This is a genomic window from Streptomyces sp. NPDC055815 (genome assembly GCF_053616475.1).
Genome location: NZ_JBSHDU010000174.1, coordinates 1 through 2,907, shown reverse-complemented (window position 1 = coordinate 2,907; position 2,907 = coordinate 1). Strand labels below are relative to the sequence as shown.

Sequence of the window (2,907 nt, the reverse complement as noted above, 5' to 3'; positions counted from 1 at the left end):
ATCACCGCCGCCCCCCCCGCCCGGGGGTTGGCCGCCCGGGGGGCGCCGCTCCCCCCGGATCAGGTGAGCTCGGTGCCGACGTACATGGCCTCCAGACGCCAGTTGCTGGGCAGGTTCCAGAAGCAGTAGCCGTTCTTGCCGCCGTAGTACTGGCCACCGGAGTAGAGCAGCCAGTTGCCCGTCTCGGGGCCGACGACGCCGTCCTGCTGGATGCCGAGGCGGGCCTGGAGCCAGATGACGCCGTTCTTGGTCTGCGGACCCCAGACGCTGTCCTCGGCGATCTCCTGACCGCCCACCTTCCTGATGATGTCGTTGAGCTGGTGCTGGGTGCACCAGACGGCCGCGCCGCTGTTGGCGTAGCCGTCGCCGACGTAGCCCGCGCCCGACACGGCGCCGGCCGGACCGCCGGTGGCCCCGACCATCAGCGCCGCCGCACCCAGCGCGATCCCCGTCCTGGCCACGATCTTCTTGAACACGTGCGTCTCCCCGTTGTCCTCGGACGATCTTCGGGGAGGAAGCTACCGGCAGGCGGAGCCCGTGCGGCCGTCCCACGGGCGAAGGGACGTCCCGGGACACGGCGTCAGCTGCGGTACGGGTTGTAGCCGTCGTAGTCCAGGTACTGCGGCGGCGCCCAGGCCCGGCCCGTCGCCCGCGCCGCGTACGTGAGGGCCGGCGAGGCGACCGCGCGGCGCTGCCACAGATGGTGCAGCAGCTCCTGCTCCCGGGCCGGGAAATCGGGTCCCGCCGTGCCGCGCCGGGCCCGGTCCCGCAGGAACGCCAGGGTCGTCGCGAAGGACTCGTACTCGCCGACCGCCCGCGCCGCCGGCTGCCCGTACGTCCGGGCGGCGAACGAGCGGGCCAGCTGCCGGGCGCGCATCGAGGACAGCGCGAGCGGCTCGGTCGGGGCGAGCCAGCCGGCCGCCGCGTACGCCGGGAGCTCCCCGGATATCGTGCGCAGCTCCCGCTGCCGGCTCCACACCGCCAGCCAGGTCAGCAGGCCGAAGGCCGGGACCATGAGCGCCCCGTACACCGCGTAGAAGGCCAGTGGGCCGCCGAAGGTGGCCGAGCCGTTCCAGGCGGCGTGCAGGCCCATGGCGAGCAGCAGCCCGGCGAGCGGCAGCAGCACCCGGCGCAGCCGCTTCCCGCGCGGGGCGAGGGCGGCGAAGCCGAAGCCGATGCCGGTGAGCACGGTGAACAGGGGGTGCGCGAACGGCGACATCACGACCCGGACGAAGAAGGTCGCGGCGGTCACCGAACCCAGGCCGGAGGAGCCGAACTCCTGGTCCTCGCCGAAGGCGTTCCCGAGATAGAGGATGTTCTCGGTGAAGGCGAAGCCGGTCGCGGTGAAACCGGCGACGACGACACCGTCGACGAGACCGCCGAAGTCCTTCCTGCGGAAGAGGAAGAGCAGCAGGATCGCGGCGGCCTTCGCGCTCTCCTCCACCACCGGGGCGATGACCGTGGCCCCGAGCGTGTCGGCGGAGTCCGGATCGGCCGTGGCCGTGGCGATCCAGCGGACCGCGAAGGAGTTCGCCAGGATCGCGACGAGCGCGGCGGCGAAGGCGCCCCAGGCGAACGCGAACAGCATGTTCTTCCAGGGGCCGGGCTCGACCCGGTCGAGCCAGCGGAACGCCGACATCAGCAGCGGTACGGGAAGCACCGCGAGGCCCAGGCCGACGAGGAAGCCCTGCGTGCCGGTCTGCTCGCGGACCAGCGCCAGGATCACCAGGGCGCAGAGCGCGAGCAGCGTCACGACGGCGATCGCACGGACCAGCCGGCTGCGCCAGAAGGCGCGGCGCGGCCGGTAGCGCCACTGCGAACGGTCGGCGGCGGCGGGGAAGGCCGGCTCCTCGGTGTCCCGATGCGGGACGGGAGCGGCGTGCGGCGGGGCGCCGGCGGCGTGGTTCGACACGTGATCGACCCTAACGACCGGCTCGGACAGCCGGGTCACTTCCTCCGGAACAGCAGATCGTGCACGACGTGACCCTTGTCGAGTCCCTGGCCCTCGAAGCGGGTGAGGGGCCGGAAGTCCGGGCGGGGCGCGTAGCCGCCGTCGGCCTGGGTGTTCTCGTAGTCCGGATGCGCGGAGAGCACCTCCAGCATCTGGACGGCGTACTCCTCCCAGTCCGTGGCGCAGTGCAGCACGGCACCGGGCTTCATCCGGGGCGCGAGGAGGCTGAGGAACTCGGGCTGGATGAGGCGGCGCTTGTGGTGGCGGGCCTTGGGCCACGGGTCCGGGAAGTAGACGCGGCAGCCGTCGAGCGAGGCGTCGCCGAGCATCTCGCGGAGCAGGATGATCGCGTCGCCGTTCGCGACGCGGACGTTCGTGAGGCCGTTGCGGTCCGCGAGGCCGAGGAGGTTGCCCTGGCCGGGCGTGTGCACGTCCACGGCGAGGATGCCGGTGCCGGGATCGGCGGCGGCCATCTGCGCGGTGGCCTCGCCCATGCCGAAGCCGATCTCGAGGACGACGGGCAGTCCGTCGAACATCTCGTGCAGATCGAGGACCCGCTTGCCGTCGATGTCGAGGCCCCAGTCGGGCCACCGCTTCAGCATGGCCTCGGCCTGGCCGTACGTGACACGGCTGCGGCGCGGCTGGAAGCTGCGGATCCGGCGCTCGTGGTGCGCCCCGGCGGGGTCGGGCATGGGGCCCTCGCCGGGGGCGAACATCCGACTGCCGCGGCGGGCGGCGGGGGGTGCGGGCTCGGCGACGGGGTGCGACCCGTTCTCAATCTGCTCAGACACAATGCGCCCAATCCTACGGCGACCGCCCCGACGACGACCCGCGCCCGCGTCGGGCGGCGCCCCGGCCCACCGCCGTGTGGGCAATCGTCCCGCTGGGGCGGGACGGGTGGGCACACGGGACGGCGCGCCCAGCGGCGCCTCCGCGTTCCGCGCCTGGACCCGCAC

3 protein-coding genes are annotated in these 2,907 nt (G+C 73.3%); all 3 read right to left on the bottom strand.

What is annotated here, in order from left to right; all coding sequences use genetic code 11:
• Window positions 1-59: 59 nt before the first annotated feature.
• Window positions 60-476, bottom strand: a complete 417-nt coding sequence (locus tag ACWGN5_RS41775; protein ID WP_453524250.1) for a peptidoglycan-binding domain-containing protein — start codon at window positions 474-476, stop codon at window positions 60-62.
• A gap of 104 nt (window positions 477-580) precedes the next feature.
• The gene (locus ACWGN5_RS41770; protein ID WP_453524248.1) at window positions 581-1,912 is read right to left on the bottom strand and encodes a PrsW family intramembrane metalloprotease; all 1,332 of its coding nucleotides are present in this window, start codon (window positions 1,910-1,912) and stop codon (window positions 581-583) included.
• Between the two features lie 35 nt (window positions 1,913-1,947).
• Window positions 1,948-2,667, bottom strand: coding sequence for a tRNA (guanosine(46)-N7)-methyltransferase TrmB (gene trmB / locus ACWGN5_RS41765; RefSeq protein ID WP_453524252.1), 720 nt, complete (start codon window positions 2,665-2,667; stop codon window positions 1,948-1,950).
• Window positions 2,668-2,907: the final 240 nt, after the last annotated feature.

Excerpts from the sequence above, each read along its gene's own strand:
- trmB (WP_453524252.1), bottom strand. The coding sequence starts at position 2,667 with ATGTTCGCCCCCGGCGAGGGCCCCATGCCCGACCCCGCCGGGGCGCAC.